The sequence below is a fragment of the Colwellia sp. M166 genome (genome assembly GCF_024585285.1).
GTDB lineage: Bacteria > Pseudomonadota > Gammaproteobacteria > Enterobacterales > Alteromonadaceae > Cognaticolwellia.
Genome location: NZ_CP040755.1, coordinates 541,744 through 564,666, shown reverse-complemented (window position 1 = coordinate 564,666; position 22,923 = coordinate 541,744). Strand labels below are relative to the sequence as shown.

20 protein-coding genes are annotated in these 22,923 nt (G+C 37.0%); 11 read left to right on the top strand and 9 right to left on the bottom strand.

The genetic code is table 11. The features are described 5' to 3' along the window. Window positions 1-45 precede the first annotated feature (45 nt). From FGD67_RS02610 to lrp, 9 genes are all read right to left on the bottom strand, one after another. Complete coding sequence (locus tag FGD67_RS02610; RefSeq protein WP_257173564.1) at window positions 46-1,173, bottom strand: M14-type cytosolic carboxypeptidase; 1,128 nt, start codon at window positions 1,171-1,173, stop codon at window positions 46-48. A gap of 64 nt (window positions 1,174-1,237) precedes the next feature. Further along, complete coding sequence (locus FGD67_RS02605; RefSeq protein WP_257173563.1) at window positions 1,238-1,720, bottom strand: redoxin domain-containing protein; 483 nt, start codon at window positions 1,718-1,720, stop codon at window positions 1,238-1,240. Window positions 1,721-2,064: 344 nt separating this feature from the next. Then, window positions 2,065-3,681: a cation:proton antiporter gene (locus FGD67_RS02600; protein WP_257173562.1), complete on the bottom strand. Its 1,617-nt coding sequence runs from the start codon at window positions 3,679-3,681 to the stop codon at window positions 2,065-2,067. A gap of 479 nt (window positions 3,682-4,160) precedes the next feature. Beyond that, on the bottom strand, window positions 4,161-5,441 hold the full coding sequence (serS, locus tag FGD67_RS02595; RefSeq protein ID WP_257173561.1) for a serine--tRNA ligase: 1,281 nt from the start codon (window positions 5,439-5,441) through the stop codon (window positions 4,161-4,163). 26 nt (window positions 5,442-5,467) lie between these two features. Then, window positions 5,468-5,869 carry a fluoride efflux transporter CrcB gene (crcB, locus tag FGD67_RS02590; RefSeq protein ID WP_257173560.1) on the bottom strand — a complete coding sequence of 134 codons (402 nt, stop codon included), beginning with the start codon at window positions 5,867-5,869 and terminating at the stop codon, window positions 5,468-5,470. Further along, on the bottom strand, window positions 5,862-7,217 hold the full coding sequence (locus FGD67_RS02585; RefSeq protein ID WP_257173559.1) for a replication-associated recombination protein A: 1,356 nt from the start codon (window positions 7,215-7,217) through the stop codon (window positions 5,862-5,864). Before FGD67_RS02585 ends, crcB begins: the two co-directional genes overlap by 8 nt. Then, on the bottom strand, window positions 7,204-7,905 hold the full coding sequence (lolA, locus tag FGD67_RS02580; RefSeq protein ID WP_257173558.1) for an outer membrane lipoprotein chaperone LolA: 702 nt from the start codon (window positions 7,903-7,905) through the stop codon (window positions 7,204-7,206). Before lolA ends, FGD67_RS02585 begins: the two co-directional genes overlap by 14 nt. 1 nt (window position 7,906) lies before the next feature. Further along, entirely contained in the window at window positions 7,907-10,450 is a 2,544-nt protein-coding gene (locus tag FGD67_RS02575) for a DNA translocase FtsK (RefSeq protein WP_373567828.1), read from the bottom strand. Window positions 10,451-10,515: 65 nt separating this feature from the next. Continuing rightward, on the bottom strand, window positions 10,516-10,998 hold the full coding sequence (gene lrp / locus FGD67_RS02570) for a leucine-responsive transcriptional regulator Lrp (RefSeq protein WP_257173556.1): 483 nt from the start codon (window positions 10,996-10,998) through the stop codon (window positions 10,516-10,518). A gap of 122 nt (window positions 10,999-11,120) precedes the next feature. Here lrp and ald point away from each other — a divergent pair, with 122 nt between their 5' ends. From ald to FGD67_RS02520, 11 genes are all read left to right on the top strand, one after another. Next, the gene (ald, locus tag FGD67_RS02565; protein ID WP_257173555.1) at window positions 11,121-12,242 is read left to right on the top strand and encodes an alanine dehydrogenase; all 1,122 of its coding nucleotides are present in this window, start codon (window positions 11,121-11,123) and stop codon (window positions 12,240-12,242) included. Between the two features lie 329 nt (window positions 12,243-12,571). Then, a complete protein-coding gene (gene trxB / locus FGD67_RS02560; RefSeq protein ID WP_257173554.1) occupies window positions 12,572-13,531 on the top strand; it encodes a thioredoxin-disulfide reductase in 960 nt (319 codons plus the stop codon). A 3-nt stretch (window positions 13,532-13,534) separates the two neighbouring features. Then, window positions 13,535-14,245 (top strand): leucyl/phenylalanyl-tRNA--protein transferase, encoded by a 711-nt coding sequence (gene aat, locus FGD67_RS02555; RefSeq protein ID WP_257173553.1) that lies wholly within the window; start codon window positions 13,535-13,537, stop codon window positions 14,243-14,245. Between the two features lie 233 nt (window positions 14,246-14,478). Continuing rightward, the gene (locus FGD67_RS02550; RefSeq protein ID WP_257173552.1) at window positions 14,479-15,066 is read left to right on the top strand and encodes a hypothetical protein; all 588 of its coding nucleotides are present in this window, start codon (window positions 14,479-14,481) and stop codon (window positions 15,064-15,066) included. 58 nt (window positions 15,067-15,124) lie between these two features. After that, window positions 15,125-15,358, top strand: coding sequence for a DUF4158 domain-containing protein (locus FGD67_RS21875; protein WP_373567870.1), 234 nt, complete (start codon window positions 15,125-15,127; stop codon window positions 15,356-15,358). Further along, a complete protein-coding gene (locus tag FGD67_RS02545; protein ID WP_257172021.1) occupies window positions 15,351-15,920 on the top strand; it encodes a DUF4158 domain-containing protein in 570 nt (189 codons plus the stop codon). The genes FGD67_RS21875 and FGD67_RS02545 overlap by 8 nt, the downstream gene beginning before the upstream one ends. Before the next feature lie 128 nt (window positions 15,921-16,048). Beyond that, the gene (locus FGD67_RS02540; protein ID WP_257173551.1) at window positions 16,049-17,449 is read left to right on the top strand and encodes a Tn3 family transposase; all 1,401 of its coding nucleotides are present in this window, start codon (window positions 16,049-16,051) and stop codon (window positions 17,447-17,449) included. 154 nt (window positions 17,450-17,603) lie between these two features. Then, window positions 17,604-18,254 carry a site-specific integrase gene (locus tag FGD67_RS02535; protein WP_257173550.1) on the top strand — a complete coding sequence of 217 codons (651 nt, stop codon included), beginning with the start codon at window positions 17,604-17,606 and terminating at the stop codon, window positions 18,252-18,254. A gap of 65 nt (window positions 18,255-18,319) precedes the next feature. Next, window positions 18,320-18,937: a hypothetical protein gene (locus tag FGD67_RS02530; protein WP_257173549.1), complete on the top strand. Its 618-nt coding sequence runs from the start codon at window positions 18,320-18,322 to the stop codon at window positions 18,935-18,937. 78 nt (window positions 18,938-19,015) lie between these two features. Beyond that, on the top strand, window positions 19,016-20,962 hold the full coding sequence (locus tag FGD67_RS02525) for a hypothetical protein (protein ID WP_257173548.1): 1,947 nt from the start codon (window positions 19,016-19,018) through the stop codon (window positions 20,960-20,962). Next, complete coding sequence (locus FGD67_RS02520) at window positions 20,959-22,923, top strand: hypothetical protein (protein ID WP_257173547.1); 1,965 nt, start codon at window positions 20,959-20,961, stop codon at window positions 22,921-22,923. The genes FGD67_RS02525 and FGD67_RS02520 overlap by 4 nt, the downstream gene beginning before the upstream one ends.

The window sequence follows — 22,923 nt, the reverse complement described above, 5'->3', positions numbered from 1 at the left end:
AAAGTTAATTTTGCTTTGTAAAATATTGTTATCTACTTTATCGCGCTAGCGTAAGTCATCAACCACGTGATAAATTGCGGTCAGAAAATCTCGTCCAAATAAGCTACTACGCTCATCAGACCAACCGACACTAAAATCAGGAAGTAGATCATTGTCTTTAAACGGCATTTCAACAGTGTAAGCTAAACACTTAAATTGTTCACCCACCCAATTAGAGGCTACGGTTAAATTTGCTTGGCCTGGCTCGTCTTTATCGTAGCCTTTGTCATCTTGAAATTCAGGAGTAATAGCCAAAAGCACATTTTTAAATTTTTCTTCAAGTGCTTTGATACGATCGTCATAAGAAGGAATACCTTCACAACCGGCAACAAAATTAAAAGGTAGCGCTTCATCACCATGAATATCTAGATGCATATCCACGCCTGTTGCTAGCATTTTTTCACGCACAAGATAAACTTCTGGGCTGCTTTGCATAGACGGTGCTTGCCACTCACGGTTTAAGTTCACCCCTTTAGCATTAGTACGAAGATGGCCACGAGCAGATCCGTCTGGGTTCATATTTGGTACTAAATAAAATACCGCACTATTGAGTAACGAACGTGCAACACCGTCATCTTCATCTAACAAACGGTCGATAAAACCTTCCATAAACCACTCAGCCATACTTTCACCCGGGTGCTGGCGCGCTGTTAACCAAATAACTTTTTTACCTTCGCCCTCCTCACCGACTTTTAATACCGAGATATCGCGACCATCAAGTGTTTGGCCTAATACCTGTAACTGACAATCAATGTCTAATTGAGCGCTGTGAATTAAGTCTTGATGACGTTCGTAACTGTATGGCGCAAAATAAGCGAAATAAGTCGTATCAAATTCTGGCGTGAAAGTAATAGTAAGCTTTTCACCATCGAAAGTTGTTGGCACACGAAACCAGTGCTGGCGATCGTGTGAGGCTACCGCTTGATAGTTTTCCCAACCTTCGACATAAGCTGACTTGCCAGCATTGGTTAAATGCATAACATGTTCGACATGCTCATTGTTGTGAAGTTTAAAATGAAACCATTGATAAAAATCTGATTGGTGGTCTTTTTTAATCGCTAATTGAATATTGCTTGGATCTTGTGCTGAGATAACATCGATATTACCAGAGTCAAAATTTGCTGAAATTTGCATAAGGCTGATTGCTCATTATTTTTTGATTGTCTTAGTGTACACAAACCGGTAAAAGATCAGAAGTCTAAAAACTCCTTAAATACAGGCCTATTTCCGTAGAATAGCCGAGAGAACGTGAAATAATGGTATTTTCTTCATCTAAAACGTAATAACTGGGATAACCCATGACTTTATAATTAGCTTTCACCTGCTCATTACCTAAGGCAACAGGGAAAGTTAATTGATGATTGGTAGTAAACTTTTTTACTTCTTCAACATCGACAAAATCTAGTGCAACAGCAATAACATTTAAATCCGGCGTTTTCTGATAAACATTCTGTAAGTTCTCAATACTAAAGTTACATACTTGGCACCAGGGCGCAAAAAAATAAACAATAGTTTGCTTACCGTTTGCTTGTAAAAGAATGTCTTCATTAGTAATTGTTTTTAATTGCTGTGGTTTCGGTGTGACATGGTCACTCGTAGAGAGCATGCTCATTTCTCGCAACATAGCGACACCATTAAAAATAAGTAAAAATACAACGGCTTGTATTAATATGCTGCGCAACAAAATAAAGTGTCCTAATAAAATCAGCTGGTAGTTATTAAGACCCGATAAGTAATTTTATTGTTCATCATAATTATAAAAACATGATCTATTTAACTAATTTTGCCTAAAAAATGTCCCCTGCTGATTAATTTGGATTTTTATGTGTACAATCTAGTCCTTCTGGATGACATGCTTTTTGCACAATCAATGGCCCATTACGCTCAGTACCAATAAACTGTCTGCCACTTGGCTAAATTAAAGCTTAATAATAAACTGGCAAACCATGAGTTTTTAATGACTAGGTTCACTGACATTTTTGCTACTCTTGCGCTTAACGTATGTATAACAGCCCTGATATAAAACTAATCTACCTTTGACGCTGTAGGTATACTTTGCTTAACTAATAACATGGCAGTTTCATGTTGAGCGTGCACAAAGGAATTGATTTTAATATCTGACATAGCTGCTTTTTCTTCTAAGGTACTTACCTTAACAATTAAGTTAGCATCAGGATAATAGTCCAGCACAGCTTGACAAATAATTTGCTTATTTTTCAATGTATTAACAGTAACTATAATGCTGTTCGTTTGCTCTACTTTTAATGATTCAAGCACTGGTTGTTTATCCAGATGACCAAAATAGGCGTTATAACCACGCTTTCGCGCTAATAACACATGTTGTAAGTTATCGGAAATAATGAAGAAATTAATCCCTTGCTGAGTCAACTCTTTCGCAACAATTCTGCCAAGAATTGCAAAACCACAAACAATAGTGTGGTTGCTGGCATTTACTGTGGTTATCTTATCTGCTTCAAAGAATTCAACAACAAACAGTGCTGAGAGCTTATAGATATTAGCAACCATAAAGGGTGTTAATATCATTGATAGCACAGTGATCAATATCAGGAAGCTGGCAACATTTTCTGCCAGAAGGTTTTGGCTCAACGCTAGCGCAAAAATGGCAAAAGAAAATTCTCCAACTTGGCATAAAGCTAATGCTGATTTTATCGCTTCGCTTTTATTAGATTTTGCTCTCATCAGCATATAAATAATCAGCGCTTTTATCAACATGACTAAAACTAAGGTGCCTAATACCCAGTGCAGATTGCTGATAAAGTAAAACACGTCAATCTTGGTGCCGATGGAAAAGAAAAAAGCACCAAGTAATAGATCCTTATAAGAAGATATATCTGACTCTACTTTTATATGAAATTTAGTTTCTGCGATAATCATACCCGCGATAAATGCCCCTAACGAGTAGGTAAAACCAAGTTCATGAGCGATCAATGATGTGCCTAAAACGATGGTAAAGACTGAACTTAAGAACAGCTCTTCCATACGGGCATTTGACGAGAAATGTAGCAACCAACTGATAATTTTCTTACCAACGGTAAACATGAAAAGAATAATGATACTGGCATACAACAAGGTTTTTAAGAAAATATCTGTCAGTGACAGCTCATTATTCGATAAAAAGCTCATTAATAGTAAAATCGGGATCACAGCTAAGTCTTGAAACACTAAGATAGCTACAGATTTTTTGCCGTATGGGGTAACAATATCCTTAGACTTTTTTAAATAAGGTAATACGATGGCGGTCGAAGATAAGCTAAATGACAGCGCAACAATTAATGCCGTAATCGCTTCAATACTGAAAATATAGAACGCCATAAGAAAAATAACACTGGCACTAGCAGCAACCTGCATAAAACCGTTGAAAAATATCAACTCCTTCATTTTGCCCAATTTAGCAAAAGACATTTCTAAACCAATGGTAAACATTAGAAAAACGATGCCAAATTCACCAATTAAATCAAGAGAATGCAGACTTGTACTACCATTAAAGTCAAAGAAATTACTGACGATGGTGCCGGTAATAATATAACCGATAATATGCGAAATAGAGAATTTGGCTAAGACGATATTTATCACACTCGCAAGTGCTAATGATACTGCAATTATAATCAGTATAGAGTCCATACAATCCCTTAAGTCAACCTTATGATTTACATCAGTAATTAAAAATTCATTTACTTAATTCAATGCATATTACAGACCACTAAATCATACAATCAACTAAAAATAAACACCTAAAATTCAATGAGTTACACAACCAATTCAATTAACTCCCTCATCAGTGCCGCTTAAGCCCCCTATATTAAGGCAAAAGCACCATTATGGTGCAAATAATCCGCTAACTTTATGCCCAGCTTAGCTCTATTAATAGCAAGGTAATGACGGTTAAGATAGGAAACTAGTGATAGCTATTAGCATGAATTACATAATCGGCAATGCAGCTAAGATAAATGTAATAAAATTAAATCAACAGTTTATATATTCATTGCATGGATGTATAAAATAAGGCAAATTAATATATAAACGCTATCACTAGTGAAATTTATGAAAAAAAATCCAATACCTAAATATTGGATTTTAATATAAAAATAGCAGTTAACAGTTTAACTGATATTAGTACAACCTTTCATGTAAGGTTGTAACACTGTTGGTACGTTAATGCTGCCATCGGCTTGTTGATAGTTTTCTAACACCGCAACTAAGGTACGACCTACTGCTAACCCTGAGCCATTTAAGGTATGCACTAGTTCAGGTTTATTCGTTTCACTGCTGCGGTATCTTGCTTGCATTCTACGCGCTTGGAAGTCACCCATATTTGAACAAGATGAAATTTCACGGTAAGTGTTTTGTGCTGGTAACCAAACTTCGATATCGAAAGTTTTAGTGGCACTAAAACCAATATCACCAGTACATAAAACCACCGTGCGGTAAGGTAACTCTAATTTTTCAAGAATTTTTTCTGCGTGGCCGGTTAAATCTTCTAGTGCTTGAAAAGACTCTTCTGGTTTAACAATCTGTACCATTTCAACTTTATCAAACTGATGCTGACGAATTAGACCGCGAATGTCACGACCGTATGAACCGGCTTCACTGCGAAAACATGGCGTGTGAGCACACATTTTGATCGGTAAGTCTTGCTCATCAACAATTTCATCACGCACTAAATTTGTTAATGGCACTTCAGCGGTTGGGATCAAGGATAATTTTTTGTTGTTTAATTCAGTATGGAATAAGTCTTCACCAAATTTTGGTAACTGACCGGTACCATATAATGAATCATGGTTAACTAAGTACGGTACATACATTTCTTGATAGCCATGTTCTTCACTATGTACATCAAGCATAAATTGCGCTAATGCACGGTGTAACTTGGCAATTTGTCCACGCATGACGGCAAAACGAGTACCAGCAAGCTTAGCGCCGCTTTCAAAATCTAAGCCTTTGTCTAAAGCTGTAGCGACATCAACATGATCTTTTATTTCAAAATCAAATACTCGCGGCGTCCCCCAACGTTTAATTTCAACGTTATCATCTTCACTAGCACCAGCAGGAACCGACTCATGAATTAAGTTTGGAATTGCAGAGGCGATATTATCAATTTGAGCAAGCACTTGCGTTTGCGCTTCTTTCGCTGCTTCTAGCTCGTCACCTAACTTACTAACTTCCGCCAACAAAGGCTGAATGTCTTCGCCACGAGCCTTGGCTTGTCCTATCGACTTAGAGCGAGTGTTACGCTGATTTTGTAAATCTTGCGTTTTCATTTGAATAGCTTTACGTTGCTCTTCCAACTCAACTAATTGAGCGGTATCTAGCGTGTAGCCACGTTTGGCGAGTTCAGTTGCGGTGTTTTCTATATCTGTTCTAAGTAATTTTGGATCAAGCATGATATGTCACGTGTTTTCTTTGTTATTTACTTGTTAAAAATAGATACAATAAACATACCTAATGCCGCTGCAGAAATACACAAACTGACATTGAGTAAAATATTTATTGTCGCTTTTAATACATCACCTTGTTGAATTAATAACAAAGTGTCTAATGAGAAGGTTGAAAAAGTAGTAAATGCGCCTAAAAAGCCGATACCGATCAATGTTCGATAAACACTAACCTCAATTACATTCTGTTCAATTAACCCATAAAGTGCTCCCATGATCAGGGAGCCGGAAATATTAACCGCCAACGTCGCAAAAGGGAATCCTTTTCCGAGCCAATTCAAAATTAATTGTGAAATATAAAAGCGAAAGCTTGCACCAAATGCGCCACCTAAAGCGACAAATAAGTACAAACTGAGATTGCTTATGTTATTAGTCATATCGACGTTGGTCACTTTTTTGATCTAGCTGGTTTAAATAATTTAACTTATCACGCAGTTGTTTTTCTAGCCCGCGGTCGGTGGGTTGATAAAACGTTGTGTGCGCGATTTCTTCTGGAAAATAATTTTCACCCGCAGCAAAACCACCCACTTCATCATGCGCGTAGCGATATTCACTACCGTGACCTAACTCTTTGGTAAGCGCACTGGTTGAGTTTTTTAAGTGCAAAGGCACATCGAGGTCACTGGTCTCTTTTGCTAGCGCTTTGGCCTGTGAAAATGCCATATAAACGGCATTACTTTTCGGTGCTAATGCCATATAAACGGCAGCTTGTGCTATCGCACGCTCGCCTTCACTGGGTCCAACACGTTGAAAAGTATCCCAAGCGTTAATCGCCAACTGCATAGCCCTTGGATCGGCATTACCAATATCTTCACTAGCAATGGCTAACAAGCGTCGAGCAACGTAAAGTGCATCACCACCACCGGTTAAAATACGGGCATACCAATAAAGTGCCGCATCAGGATCTGAACCCCTGACCGATTTATGAAAAGCACTAATGAGATCATAAAAAGCATCGCCGCCTTTATCATAAAGCGCTATTTTATTGCCAGCGACTTGAATTAACTGCGCTTTGCTAAGTGTTTGTTGATTATTTTCAACATCAGTAATCTCTAAACAATTCTCCAACAAGTTAAGTAATCTTCTCGCGTCACCATTAGCTAACGCGATCAGTTGCTTTTTGGTTTCGTCATTAATAATGATTTCAAACTGTGTGCTTTGTTGTTGGTAACTTATGGCGCGCTGTAAAACATTATTTAAATTCCCAGCACTGAGTTTTTTCAAGGTATAAACACGAGCTCGCGACAAAATAGCTTGATTGAGCTCAAAGGCTGGATTTTCAGTGGTCGCGCCAATAAAGATAATGGTGCCATCTTCAATATGCGGTAAAAAAGCATCTTGTTGGCTTTTGTTAAAGCGATGTACTTCATCAACAAACAGTACCGTTCTACGCTGTTGGTGTATAGCACGGTCTTTGGCATTTTCTATCGCTTGACGTATGTCTTTAATACCTGAAGTTACCGCAGAAACACGTTCTATATCGGCATTGGCATGATTAGCAATAATTTCTGCAATCGTGGTTTTTCCGGTGCCAGGTGGTCCCCAAAATATTAGCGAATGGACTTTACCTTGCTCAATAGCTAAAGGCAGAGGCATACCCTTAGCTAAAATATGTTCTTGTCCTTCATATTCTGCCAACGTTTTCGGCCGCAGCTTTGCCGCTAACGGTTTAAAACTGTCATCTTCAGCAAAGGCTAAATCAAGTGAGCCATTAGCGTTGGTCATCTAAATAAACACCTTCAGGAACAGTAAACGTAAATAAGCTCATATCAGGCTTATCATCATGATTTGCCAGTGTGATCACACTGAGTTGCCCCGTAGCATCAAGAATGTTAAAAGCAGACAGTTCAACGTTGTCAACATTCTCAGCAAACGTTAGCTCTAAGCTTTTAACACGGGCATTGTCATTGTTGGCACTGATCAAATAACGATTATCCGCTAATTGGCTAACATTATAATCCCGCCATAATCTAGCATCATTACTAGTGATCAATAAAATAGGTGTATTGGCTATCGCATTGGCCAACGAATATACACTGACCTGTTCAACAAACGGGTCATAAAACCATAAATTGCTGCCATCAGAAACAATCAAGGATTCATCTGGCGATGTCGTTTGCCAGTTAACTAAATTAGGTTTACTGACTGATAATAAGCCATTGCCTTGCTGTAATTCATTGCCCGTTTCATCAAATATTTTTTGAGTAAATTCTGCACTGAAAAATTCAATTTTTGCCAACTTGGCCATTAGCTTAACTTTACTACTATCGGCTTCTTGCGTGACAGCATTGGCTTTAATCGCTGTAGCTTGAGTTTTTCCGCTCGTTGCCGCTAAACTATTGGTTGATAATACTGTACTCAATAATGTTGCCATAACAGCAGCATTTTTTATCAATTTCATTTTTTTTAACATCTTAAGATTCCTTAATCGGCGGTGGCGCTAATACTTCTCGAGCACCATTATTGCCTGGTCGACTTACAACACCATTTTGCTCCATTTGTTCGACAATACGAGCTGAACGGTTGTAACCGATCCTAAATTTACGTTGAATACTAGAAATTGAAACACGACGTGTTTCGCTAATAAATGCTAAGGCCTCGTCATATAATGTATCGATTTCTTCATCGCCATTGCCATCAGCTTGTTCACCTGGCAATAAAATTTCTTGTTCTGTATCACCTGAAAGAATTTCTTCAATATAGTTTGGCTCGGCTCTTGATTTCCAATCATTAACCACGGCATGTACTTCATGGTCATCAACGAAAGCGCCATGCACCCGAATGGGGACTGCTTCACCAGGCGGTAAATAAAACATATCCCCCATGCCCAAGAGTTGATCTGCGCCTTGTTGATCTAAAATGATGCGCGATTCTATTCGAGATTGTACCCTGAGCGCCATACGTGTTGGTATATTGGCCTTAATTAAACCCGTAATAACATCGGCAGATGGACGTTGGGTGGCTAAAATTAAATGAATACCGGCAGCACGTGCTTTTTGCGCAATACGGGCAATAAGTTCTTCCACTTTTTTACCCACGATCATCATCATGTCAGCAAATTCATCAACAATAATGACAATTGACGGTAATTTTGTTAATAAAGGCGGTGTTTGAGTAAATGCATCACTTGGTTGCCATAAAGGGTCAATCAAAGGTTCTCCCGCGGCAATTGCCTTAGCAACTTTGTCGTTATAACCTTTAAGGTTTCTGACACCAAGCTTCGACATTAATTGATATCGTCGTTCCATTTCTCCGACACACCAACGCAGTGCATTAGCTGCCTCTTTCATATCAGTTACTACCTCAGATAATAAATGAGGAATACCATCATAAACTGAAAGCTCTACTTGTTTAGGGTCAATCATGATCATACGGACATCTTCTGGCGAAGACTTATATAAAATACTGACAATCATGGTATTAACCGCAACTGACTTACCAGAGCCGGTGGTACCTGCAACTAATAAATGCGGCATTTTTGCCAGATCGGCAATAACCGGTTCACCTGATATATCGCTACCTATAGCCATCGCCAAATTAGATTTAGACTGGGAAAACTTCTCACAAGAAATCACATCAGCAAAAAAGACCGTTTCTCGATGTTTATTCGGCAGTTCAATACCGATCACCGATTTTCCTTCAATAACCTCCACAACGCGAACACTTTTTGCTGATAAAGAACGGGCTAAATCTTTCGATAAATTGGTAATTTTACTGGCTTTTACACCTGGCGCTAGATTCAATTCAAAGCGGGTAATAACCGGGCCGGGGAAAACACCAACCACTTCCGCTTTTATGCCAAATTCCATTAGTTTAGCTTCAACCAAACGTGATACACGTTCGAGTTGTTCTTGATCAATAGGATGCTTGGCACGGTCGGGACGGTCTAATAAATCTAATGAGGGCATATCACTATAATTAGGCTCAGCTGCCTTTTCATTATCTAGTTGCTGGTAAATTTTATCATGTAATGTTGTTGGCTCTTCAACCGTTATTTTTTCTACCGGCTCAAATGCTGCCGCTATTTCATCATCACTAACATGTTCTTGAACATTCATTGCTAGTGGCTCACCCATTAATTCGTCGATATCGACGTAGGGTTCATGTTCACGGGTGTTATAAGCACTGTCATCAACACTTTTAGCAAATATACTTTCGTGTTCAATATCACTGATGGTTTCTAAGGCTTGTTTAACTTCATCCGACTCTTTTTCAAAGGCAATGTAATGTTCAGGAACATTATCAACATCGTTATCATCTGCAGTGTTATTTTCAATATTGACGCTTGCTAACCTTTGTTCTTTGCTATTCGCTACAGTTGTTTTTTCGGGACCAGTACCTAAATGATGCTTAATTAATGCTGGTACGGTTAATAGATATTCGATAACTCGAATAGCGTATTCCCCTACCCTGTCTATGGCATTGAGCAATGATACTCCCGTCAACAAGACAAAGCCTGAGCCACAAAAAGTGACAAATAATAAGGTACTGCCGACAAAAGAAAAATACGGTAATAAAGAATTACTTAATACATCACCTAAAATGCCACCGGCAGAAAAATAAAACACATCATCAAAGTTCATACTGGCGATAGAGGTAATACCAATATAAAACAAAATAAAGCCGATGAATTTTAAGCCCAGCGTCAGGTAATCAAGACGAATTAATTGATGATATTTTTGAAACAATAACCAACCGGTAACAGCGATAACGAAAGGAAGACTATAAGCAACTAAACCAAAAAGATTTAGCAACAAGTCTGACAAATATGCTCCGACAGCACCCCCCATATTACGCACGGGGGTTTGATAGCCGGTTTGCGACCAGCCGGGATCTGCGGGATCAAAACTAAACAGCGCTAACATAATAAACATGGCAAAAACGCAAGAGACTAATAGCCCTGCTTCGAGAAGGCGTTGAACGCCATTTAACTTAGGAGATGGTGAAGACAAATGCACACTCTTGAGAAAATTATCATTATAATGTTGCTAAAATACCAAACATTAGCAGCGAATTAAATCTTTTAGCGTTTTATTGGTAACAAATTAGAGGATTTAACCTCTTCCATCACCACATAAGTTCTACTTTCACTAACCGCAGGCAGACGTAACAAAGTATTACCAAGCAGTTCACGATAAGCAGCCATATCGGCAACACGGGTTTTTAACAGAAAATCAAAATCACCTGAGACTAAGTGACACTCTTGGATAACATCAAGTTCATGTACCGCTTTAGAAAAATCATCAAAAACATCAGGACTGGTTTTAGTTAAGGTAATTTCAACAATAACTAACAAAGCAGCTTCTAATTTATGTGGATTTAAAATGGCTTGATAACCAGTGATAAAATTGTCATTTTCTAAGCGTTTTACTCTCTCTAAGCATGGCGTTGCACTTAAGCCAACACGCTTTGAAAGTTCGATATTAGATAAACGACCATTTTTTTGTAGTTCAACTAAAATATTTTTATCAATGCGATCGATTTTTTTAACTGTGGCAGAACTCATATATAATTCACTGCAAAATAATTATTTATCAGGATTATATCCTACTTTGTCGGAAATAACGATAGGTTAATCCGCTATAAAGCCACTATACTAGTCGCATATTTTACAAGAGAGATATAACTATGATTATTGGTGTACCTAAAGAAATAAAGAACCACGAATACCGAATTGGCTTAACTCCTGCTGGCGTTAAAGAATTAATTGTTAATGGCCATGACGTTATCGTTGAGAATAATGGCGGTGCAGCAATCGGCTTTGATAATGAACAATACATCACCGCCGGTGCAAAAATTATTGATTCAGCAGCAGAGATTTTTGCTAGCGCTGATATGATCATCAAAGTAAAAGAGCCACAACCCAACGAGTGCAAAATGCTTCGTCCAGGCCAAGTGCTATTTACTTACTTACATTTAGCTCCAGATCCAAAGCAAACTGAATTACTTGTTGCTTCTGGCGCTACCTGTATTGCTTATGAAACTGTTACTCAACATGGCGGTGGTTTACCATTATTAGCACCTATGTCTGAAGTTGCAGGTCGTATGTCTATTCAAGCGGGTGCGCATGCATTAGAGAAAGCACAAGGCGGCTTAGGTGCATTGTTAGGTGGCGTACCGGGCGTTGCGCCAGCTAAAGTGCTTATTATCGGTGGTGGTGTAGTTGGCACTCAAGCAGCACGTATGGCTGTTGGTATGGGTGCAGATGTAACTATTTTAGATCGCTCTTTACCTCGTCTTCGTCAATTAGACACCGAGTTTGATGGTCGTTTAAAAACGGTTTACTCAACAGCCGATGCAATGGATCAATTGATTGTTGAAGCAGATTTAGTGATCGGTGCAGTATTAATACCAGGTGCAGCAGCACCTAAATTAGTCACAGCACAGCATATTAAAATGATGAAGAAAGGTGCGGTAGTCGTCGATGTTGCCATTGATCAAGGTGGTTGTTTTGAAACTTCTAAAGCAACAACACATCAAGATCCAACTTATATGGTTGATGATGTTGTTCATTACTGTGTGGCAAATATGCCAGGTGGTGTTGCAAGAACATCAACAATGGCATTAACTAATGCTACTATGCCATTTACTGTTACTTTAGCTAACAAAGGTGCTAAGCAAGCCATGCTTGATGATGTACATTTAATGGCAGGCTTAAACGTTTTAGGTGGCAAAATTACTTATAAGCCGGTTGCAGATGTATTAGGTTATGAGTATGTTACACCAGAAGATGCGATTGCAACGCTATAAAAATTTTTAAATGACTTATAAGCCGCTATCTGTAGCGGCTTTTTTATTGCGCTAAAATTGCACCAGAATGACGAGCATAGTCGCTAACACCATAAGTGAGACTCGGTAATTTTACGATTATCGGCTTCACATTCTATAAAGCTCAATTGTTCGCCATAGTGTTTTTTGCTAGTTCTTAAGAGAGCGTTAAACACTGAATTTGTAAAATTAAGCTTGCAGTTTTATACAATAAGTTATGATTTATAATTATTTCTTTGTTGCTCTCTTGAGATAATCACTTAGAATCCCAACCATTAAGACATTAACGTATTTATTTTTTGGAGTAGTTCATGAGCGAAGCAAGACATTGCCCGTTACTCATTTTAGGATCAGGCCCTGCAGGCTATACCGCAGCTGTGTATGCTGCACGAGCAAACTTAAAACCTGTCATGATCACAGGTATGCAACAAGGTGGTCAACTAACCACCACCACTGAAGTAGAAAACTGGCCTGGTGATGCCGACGACCTAACCGGTCCGGCATTAATGGATCGTATGCAAAAACATGCTGAAAAGTTTGATACTGAAATTATTTTTGATCATATTAATGACGTAGATTTTAGTGAAAAACCTTATAAATTAACTGGTGACTCTGGTACCTATACCTGTGACGCACTTATTATTTGTACTGGCGCTTCAGCACAATACTTAGGCCTACCTTCTGAAGAAGCTTTTATGGGTAAAGGTGTTTCTGCTTGTGCAACATGTGATGGATTTTTCTATAAAAATCAAAAAGTCGCTGTTGTAGGTGGTGGTAATACTGCGGTAGAAGAAGCTTTATATTTATCAAATATTGCCTCAGAAGTTCACTTAATACACCGTCGTGATACTTTCCGCTCAGAAAAGATTTTAACTAAGCGTTTAATGGACAAAGTGGCGAACGGTAATATTGTTTTACACTTAGACCGTACCTTAGATGAAGTGCTTGGCGATAATATGGGTGTTACCGGTGTACGCATTAAAGACATGAATTCTGATGCTACAGAAGAGTTTGATGTTATGGGTGTGTTTATCGCTATTGGCCACAAACCAAATACCGATATTTTCAAAGATCAATTAGCGATGAAAGATGGCTATTTAACCATTCAAAGTGGTACTAATGGCAATGCAACTCAAACCAGTGTAGAAGGTATTTATGCTGCCGGTGATGTTGCAGATCATATCTACCGTCAAGCTATCACATCAGCTGGTGCTGGTTGTATGGCTGCTTTAGATGCCGAGCGTTACCTCGACGCAAAAGGCAGTCACTAGTCAATGACACGAGCTATTCCTTGGTTATCTTCGAGTAGCTCGACTTTCCCCGATTTATCTACTGCATTAGTAGAGCCAAATGGTTTACTGGCTTTTGGTGATGATTTATCACCCCCACGAATAATTCAAGCCTATCAACTCGGTATATTCCCTTGGTTTAGCGATGGTGAACCTGTGATGTGGTGGAGCCCTGATCCACGCGCGATCATTAATATTGCCGAACTTAAAATTAATAAAACCTTACACAAAGTACTAAAACGTCAAACGTTTACCGTAACGTTAAATAAAAGCTTCAAACAAGTCATAGAATTGTGCGCTGATGCCCCCTTTCGTGTCGAAGAAACTTGGATTGTTAGTCCGATGCTAACCGCTTATAAAAAATTACATCAGCAAGGCCAAGCACACTCTATTGAGGTTTGGCAAAATGAAGAACTCGTTGGTGGACTGTACGGTATTGCGGTTAACGGCTATTTTTCTGGTGAGTCTATGTTCTATAAGCAGAGCAACGCATCAAAAGTCGCCTTGGTGTATCTAGCTGAATTACTGAAATCAATCAAGGTTGAACTGATTGATTGTCAAATGTTAAATCCTTTTTTAGCTTCCATGGGCTGTATTGAAGTAAATAGAGAACAATTTATTGCTCAACAATTAGCAGCAAAAACTATCATCCCGCCTGCAGACTTTTGGCAACCCCGATTGTTGACCCTACCATGATAGCAAAAACACTATTTGCTAGCTTTTCCATACAAATGTTTAAGGTTGGTTTAAAGCCTTAGCGTCTTAAGTAGTCGTCTACCAAGTACTTTGCCTTACTATCGTTTCATGGCAGAATAATTACGTCAGCGACAACAACTCACATATTTAATATTAATAGCCGCAGAAGTTTGATATAAATTTTAAAATAAATAGCATTATCATCTGAACAACACTTAGAAAAGGCAGAGTACGTGACAAAGACATTTTTTGGACTATATATTTTTCTCACCGCTTTTTACGCTAACTTAGCTTTTGCTTTTAACACGAGTGAACTAGAAAAAGAGCTTAATCATCAAGTATATATAAACCCAGAAGAAGTATTTTATAAAATTGAAACGTTATTAGAAGATAATGAATTATCGCTAGCTTTAAAAGCAAAACTTATGGTGATGCAATCCGATATTGCTTACTTTATTGACCAACCTGAAGATATTCTTAAATACTCAAAATTAGCTTTGGCGACAGGATTATTAACTGAGCCTTGGGATACAAGAGTACTTATTTGCCAATCTAGAGGATACTTTCAACGCGGGCAATTTAAAGAATTTTTTGCCACAGTAAATATGGCATTTATTAAAGCGGAACGGTCTAATTTATCAAATTACAAAGTCTCTGCGCTCGTAGAAAGAGCTTTCGCCTCCCACTTACTTGACAATAATAATAAAGCCAATGAAGACTTAAAACTTGCTATTAAATATCTTGATTTACTGCCTAATAATTTTGATAAAGCGATTATGCTTGAAGGGGTTTTGTGCCCATCCCCTCGAAATGAACCTTAAGGTTATTTATTGACCATTCATAAGTTATGATGGTGTAAAATAACTATAAAGGTCAAATATCATCACTAGCCCAACCACTAAACGTATTCAAATACTTACATCGTCTGAAATAAACGAACTTTACACTCTTCCTAACTTTAGTCATACAGACAGAGAAGACTATTTTTCATTGGATAGTGAAACCCAAAAACTCGTTAATGAGCTAAGGCGATTAGAAACCCGAGTATATTTTATCCTGCTATTAGGCTACTTTAGATCACGCCCTATTATTTTTAACTTTTCATTTGAATGACGTTGTTGTTGACCTTGATTATGTCAAAACTAAATATTTCAATGGCAAAGATATGATGTTGGCTGACTTACCTCGAACAACAAAAACAAAGTTGTTCAAAAAGCTACTTAACTATACTGGCTTTTCAAATTATCATAGTAAAGTAGATAAAGAACTACTTCTTAAAAGACTTAATAATGTCGTAAAAATAAACTTAGAGCCTAGGTATGTTTTCGATGAATGTATTGCTTATTTTGGTCAAAACAGAATAGCGCTTGCTGGTTATACAACACTACAAGACACTATCTCAACCGTTTTATCAAATGAACGAAGCCGTATTGAGCATATTCTCAATGAAAATTTAACTCAATCCACAAAAGCCATATTACTTAAATTACTTGAATCAAATAGTACCTTTACTGACCTAGCTAAATTGAAAAGAATGGCTAAAGATTTTTCGGCTAGTCAAATAGCACAAGAGTTGAAGACACATAAAACTATACGTTTACTTTACCCTGAAATTAAAGTGCTATTGCTGAACTCAAATTATCCCCCAAAAACCTTGAATACTACGCGTCATTAGTTAAACACAAGACAGTTTATAAACTCAGAAGACATGCAGACAGCCAAACTATTTTATACCTCGTTTGCTATTTGTTTTTCAGGTACCGAGAAACTAACGATAACCTTGTAGCCGCTTTTATTTACTTAGTGAGAAAGCTAACCGAATCAGCTAAAGTTTATGCCAAACAACGTATTGTCGAAGATGTAAATATTGTTAGAACTAAATTAAAATCTGCGGGTAGTTTATTAAAGTATTTCATCGATACCGATATGGATGATAATTTAAGCTTTGGAGATGTCCGTAAAAAAGCTTTTGAGCTTATTCCAGCCAATAGCATTAAACTGTTAAGTGATCATTTAGATAATAACGACTTTGATGGCCGTCAGTACGAATGGCAATTCATCGATAAACAATCCAGTAAAATTAAAAAGCTTATCCGATCACTTTTTATGTCTATTGATATTGAATTCATTCATCTTAAAGACGAATTGCGTGAACAATACATCAAGGCTCACGAAGAATTAACCGCATTCAAAACAATAAAAACAATTAATCTCGATGTGGTATCTAAAAGTAAACGTGAATATATTGAAGGTGATAATACCAAGTTAATTGCTAATCGCTTTGAGTATTTCCTTTACCGTAAAGCCGAGCAGCTATTTCATAGCAATAACTTAACAGTTAGAGAAAGCGTTAATAATCGTAGTTTAACGTCAGATTTAATTCAACCTAAAGAATGGAAGCACAAGGCTGAAATCATTGAAAATACTGGCCTTGATAAGTTAATTACGCCCATTAATCAAACGCTAGCCGATAAGAGCCAACAATTAGAAATTAAGCTGAAGAAAGCAAGTGAACATATTTTTAGTGGCGATAATAAGTACGTTGAGTTTATTCCTGGTAAGGCCGAACTTAAGTGGTCAATTCCTAACAGCCGTTGGCAACAAACCATTGAAAATCCGCTTTATAATCAAATTCAACATATGGGTATTGTTGAACTAATGCTATTTGTCGATCAAAAAACAGATTACTTAAATTCGTTTACCCATATATCAGCATCAAAAGAAAAGTCACCGGTAGATAAAGAAGATCTCATTGCTTGTATTTTGGCAAACGGCACGAATTACGGCTTATATAAAATGGCGAATATCTCTGACCGTTCAATGGGGAAATTACGCAGTGTAGATGATAGTTACATTCGATATGAAACGCTGACTCAATCGAATGATAATATTTCTAATGCTATCGCAACGTTGCCTATATTTGCTTGCTACCATGTTGATGATAATCAATTATTTTCAAGTATCGACGGACAAAAGTTTGAGTGCCGTATTAATACGTTTAAGGCGCGTTATTCATCTAAATATTTTTCTAAAGGCAAAGGAGTTTCTGCGCTCACATTGGTTTCAAACCATGTACCAGTGAGTACGCAAGTGATTGGTGCAAATGAGTACGAAGGTCATTTTGCTTTCGATTTACTTTACAACAATTCATCAGACATACAGCCAAATACTTTGAGTACAGATACGCATGTACTGTATATATAACTGTCATATTTCACAGATGTATATATATTGAAATACGGACATTTTTTCCTGTAAAAACATTCGTTTTGAGTTACCTTAGCTTTCTATTTATTTAAATCACTATTCATAATCCAAATTTTAATTTTTTCATTTACATCTAAAAATGGAGAACTAAATGCCTAAAGCAAAGTTTGAAGTTATAACTCACTTAAAATTATTTGAGCCTACTAGTCATGTTATTGATGGTGACGTGATTTCTAATACTTGCCTCAAAACTAAAGAACCGTTTAAGTATCAAATTCAGCAAGATGATGATTTTAGTTTAGATCATTATAATCACTTCCCTATGATACTTAACTTAGATGGAAGCCTTTGGGAGCAAGCTAATTTATTTTTACTCGATAGTTTAAAATCGGTGAAACGTGTTTCGCGAAAAACTCTAGAGTCTAAATCTGTTGATCTAGTTATGTTCAGAAGATGGCTAGACACTGAAGAAGTTGATTATTTAGCTGTCCCAAAGCGAATAATGGCAAGACCAACCTATCGATTCTGTGCATACCTTCATGAATTAATCAGAAATGGTCAAATAAAATCTAGTACAGCTAAACGTCGAATGGGTACAGTACAAACATTCTACCGGTGGTTAAAGAGTTGCGGAGGCGTAACTTTTGAGTATCCATTATGGAGAGAAAAAGAAATTTTTATTAGTTTTAAAGACCATAAAGGTTTCTCACAGAGTAAAAAACAAATATCCACTGATTTGTCTTTTAAACAAATTAATAACAACTCTGATTTCGGTGAGTACATACAAGATGGGGGAAATTAAGGCCACTTTCCACAGATGAGCAATATCAGTTAGTTGAGGCATTAAGAAATATTGCTAATTCAGAAATGACTTTATCATTTATGCTTGCTTTAACGACCGGTGCAAGGCTTCAAACGGTTTTCACATTAAGATATTGTCATTTTGAAGCTAAAATACCTGATAGTTTAGAGAACATGAGAATAAATACTGGAAACGGTACCTTAATTGATACGAAATACGGAAAGAATATTGTTCTGCATATCCCTTCGTGGCTATATCGGCGTATTCAGTTATATCTTGGCTCAAGTCGTGCCATAACAAGGAAGAAGATATCAAAATTGGTTTATGAATTTGATAATCATCAATACGCATTTTTGACTAAAAGCGGACGATCTTATTATATGGCTAATACAGATCCATTTTTATCTCTGTATCGTCATCCCCCTCGAGGAATATCTGTAAACGCATTTATACGACAGCAACTTTTACCCGAACTCATTAGCAAAGGTCACATATTTAGCATTAGATTTCATGATCTCAGAGCCACTTTTGGTATGAATTTGCTTGAAGATAAAATTAAATCTACTAGTAATAATTCTATTATGGGGAGAGAGTTATTGAGTGGAGATGCTTTGTGGTCAGCTCTAATGGTCGTTCAAAAAGATTGGGCCATTCAAGTATTACCACAACTGAACGATATCTGACATTTCGAAAAGACTTCTCAATTGCACTTACCGTTCAATCTGAGTTTGAAAAATACCTTATGCAAGTGGGTGACAATTATGGAGGAAAATAATACCTGCTGGAAAGAACGTAAAACTATCGTATTCGAACTCGAAAATATCCCACTTAATTTTGATGATAATACTTATCCCGCTGACTATTCACAGTTACAGATAAAGGTACCTTGGCAAGTAAAATACTTAGATGTCGGTTCCTGGTGTTTTACGAAGAGAAAGCCAAAACATACTAATTCAAATCATGCGGACCATGCTATAAGCCTAGTTGATGTCAGTTCATTCAATAAGTGCCGTATTAAAGCGATTAAAGGCTTTGTCGAATATTTACATAGCCGATATAGCACAGGTATAAGTCCACAAACCTTATCGCGTCATACAAGTAGCTTTAACCAATTTTTAGTTTGGTGTGATTTAAATCAACAAGAAAATGTATTGAACTCAATAATGAGAGCTAGGGAAAGTTTGTCTGAATATATTCTTGCTCTTTTTCACTTAGTACGAAGTAGTCAACTCAACGTAAACACCGCAGGTCGTTATCAGAACCATGTAATAGAAATACTAAAGTTTATTTTTGATGACGATGAAGGGAGTATTAGTGCAGGATTGCGTCTTGTCAGAAAAAGTGAGGCGGCATCAAACGCAACCCCCGTCCCTGTTTATTCAGAAGCTCGTCAGTCTATTGAACTATATTTGAGTATTTTTAACCAAATAACTGATTTTGTTCTTAGTTTTGGGAAATACCCATTTCAATTAACTTTACCTAAAGAAAATCTGTGGGTATTTCCAATAGTCCGTCCAATGGCCACTGCATCTAAATTAAGAATGCGTAGTGAATGGACCAGAGGTTTTTGGTCATGGGATTATGAAAATGGTTGTCTATCTAAAGTAGAAAACATTATAAAGCACTACAGTGGGGATAAAAAACAAAAAAAAGATGCTGCTAGATATATTATGAAATCATCTCAAAAAGTTCTAGCTGAAGCTAATGAACACAACAATCATTACTATCGAAGACGCCTAGCTTCCCTTGCAAGTGAAGCTTTTACCATGTTATTCATATCTAATACGGCGATGAATTTAGCACAATTGATAATGTTAGATTGGTCTGACGATTATAATGTTGGAAAAGAACATCAAGGATATCGCACGATCAAACTTCGAGCGGGAAAAAAAACACAACATTTTATTGTTACCAGCTCATTTTTACCACTCTTTAGAAAGTATTTGAAACTCCGAGAATACTTACTTGTGGAAGATAGCTCACTCCTATTCTTTGGTTTTGATGCTTCAATTTTAAATCACAAGCCACTATCAAAAGGATTCTCTACCAATTTCAATAAAAAATTAAGAAATAATATAGGTATCGAAATACCGACAATAACTGCGCGAGAATGGAGAGCTCACAAAGCCGACTGGTTAGTCACTAATACAGATCCTAAAACCACGGCTATGATGTTACAAAATAGCGAGCGTACAGTGTTAAAGCATTACACAACAGGGTCAGAAATTGAAAGCGCAGACGAAATGTCAAAATTCTACGATAGCCTTTCTACCATTCAATTTAATACTTCTAGCGCTAAAAAAGCTCAGTATACAGCTGTTCCCGTAGGTCATTGTCAACGATACCAATCCCCACAGCCCATTAGCGCTAAAAATAATATTTTACCTGACTGTTCAACACCTCCTGGTTGCTTACATTGTTCCCACTATAGAATAATTGCAGATGAAGAAGACATAAGGAAATTAGTTAGCTTTCGCTTTATCTCTATTGAGTCTCGTCAACTTGCAAGCAGTGAAACACATTTTGAAAACTATTTTGGCGAAATACTTGTCCGTATTGATGAAATATTAATGCTTCTCAGAAATCAAAGTGAAAAACTAAAATGGCTTGTTGATAGAGTATGCTCTGAAGTGTCTGAGCAAGAAATACTCTCTCCTTATTGGGGTAGAAAATATCAATTTCTCATTAATCTGGAGCTAATCAAATGAATGAATCTTATCAATTAATTTATGAATCGAGATTTGAAACTGCCATTGATCAAACTAAACCGGACGATTTCCAACTTAACTCTGGGAATATAACTTACCCCTCTAAAAAATTTGTGATATCACGAAGTAGTGGCGGGCTAGTGTTATCAACCTATGGTGACGCAACACATTGGGATTTAACCCCTTACCGTACCGCTGCGTCACAAGATACAAAATTGTTTTGGAATAACATCCCATATCAAACGGTAGATGAAGCAAAATGGCTTACTTTTATAATGATATATCTTGTTTCAACGGGGCGTTCAGGAGCTCTTACAGTTGGAACTATATATAATTATCACAAGGTAATTAAAAAACTGTGTCATTACGCCAATGAAAAAAGTATTAGTATCACTGAGGTTTTAGCATCAGAACAAAATGTCACCAAATTTATAAACTCTAAAGTTAACAGCAGCAGTATATTGATTTACTTTACCGCTTTTTTAGGGCATTTATTAGAACTAGGTGAAACGCAAACAGGTGTTCCTACATTAGGGTTAAAAGCAATCACTGATATTCGAGCGCTACGAGAATCTATTCAAGATTCAAAACAACACCCCGTCATACCTCCTCGTATATTTAGCGGTTTTTTATCTGAGCTTTGGTCATTGATATTTTCCTTTAAAAAAATCCAAGTATCACTAATATCACTTGTTGAAAAGTGTGTTGAGAATAAAAGATATGGACGGAGGCAAGTCCTCAAAAATATTGACATATACGGCATTGAACTCAATTTTGCAGAAGCCGTCGAATTTCATGGATTAACCAGTGAACTTGATAGTTTGGGGATCACAAGGGTTACTAATCTTCATGGTTATATTTTAGCAATTCAAGATGCAGGCAGGTATTTATTACATACTTATTCAGGCATGAGATATAGTGAATTGCTTAGCTTAATGTTGAATTGTTTATCCATAGAGAAATCAAAACATGGAAAAATAGTTCGACTGTTAGGAAAAACAAGTAAACTTGTTGGTCAAAGGAAAACAGCAGCTTGGATCACATCAAAAGAAAGTGAAACCATTGTTGAAGTACTGCAATCTATCGCAAAACTTGTAACCTTCGGTCATGACTTTACTGCCGAAGAGCTAATTCTATTTCCATCTCCAAGCTATTTAGGGTTTGTTGGTTCAAAAAGAAATTCAACAGCTTGTTTGCCACACGGACATTCAAGTTCAACGTTATGGCGTTTTATTAATATTAAAGAAATTGAAATTAATAATGATGACCTTAACTTCCTTGAAATAGTTGATGACTCTCGAGCGTGGAGAATGGAAGAACAATTTAAAATTGGAGAAAGGTGGTCTTTTTCTTCTCACCAATTTAGGCGAACGCTTGCGTACTATTGCCGCCAAAGTGGACTAGTAAAACTCTCAACATTAAAAAGACAACTCAAGCATATCACTCGTGAAATGTCTTTATATTATGCTCAAGGAAACGAATATAGTGAGCTTTTTGATACCAATGAACACTTTTACAAAGAATATGATAGAAGCCGACCTGAAGTAGATACGCTTGCGTACGTGTTGGAATTATTATTATCTGAAGAAACTTTATACGGGAGTCATGGTAATCATATTGAAAGATTTAATAAACCAAAGAGTGAACAGGAAAAAATAAAAATTTTGAGCAATCGAGGCGATATCGTTAAAAAATTTAAAAATGGTGAAATAGCTTATCAAGAGACAGCGTTAGGGGCATGTACCACTACTTCTCCTTGCAACAAGAAACTACTTGGTCATATATCAGCTTGCATAAAGTGTACTGATGCTGTTTTAAAACCATCAAAAGTACAAAACGTAATGAACTATCAAAGTAAATTCGTAGAGTCATTAGATCAAAATAGCATTGAATACAGAACTGAAAAAATGGAACTAGAAGCACTATTATTACAACAAAATAAAATGGTTAAAAGAGGATGA